The 238-nt window shown below is 57.1% G+C and carries 2 protein-coding genes; one reads left to right on the plus strand and one right to left on the minus strand.

Annotated elements, in window-relative coordinates; all coding sequences use genetic code 11:
- A partial coding sequence (gene zapD, locus ACYYG1_RS17875) for a cell division protein ZapD (RefSeq protein ID WP_461211677.1) occupies positions 1–173 on the minus strand: 173 nt, incomplete at its 3' end.
- On the opposite strand from zapD, the gene ACYYG1_RS17880 reads away from it, so the two are divergent.
- Positions 112–238: hypothetical protein (locus ACYYG1_RS17880; RefSeq protein WP_461211678.1), on the plus strand; the 127-nt coding region annotated here is incomplete at its 3' end. The two genes, zapD and ACYYG1_RS17880, sit on opposite strands and share 62 nt — an antisense overlap.

The raw sequence follows: 238 nt of genomic DNA on the forward strand, positions 1-238 counted from the left end.
GCCAACAGTTTTTGCTGTTGACGCTCCAGCTCTTTGAGCAGTTCGGTGCGTACCTCGCCGCGCTCCAGCACGTCCAGCAAATCGGAGACGGTGCGGAAAAAGGTAAGGGCGATGGCGGTTTCGCTCAGGGCGCGCTGGCCGTGCAGCTGTTGCAGTAAAAACTCGATGCGCAGCCAGGTGCGCATTTTTTCGTTCAGCGGGTGTTCAAAGAGAACGGTTGGGGAAACATCACTCATGC

The sequence above is a fragment of the Desulfocurvus sp. DL1XJH-121 genome, assembly GCF_054819825.1.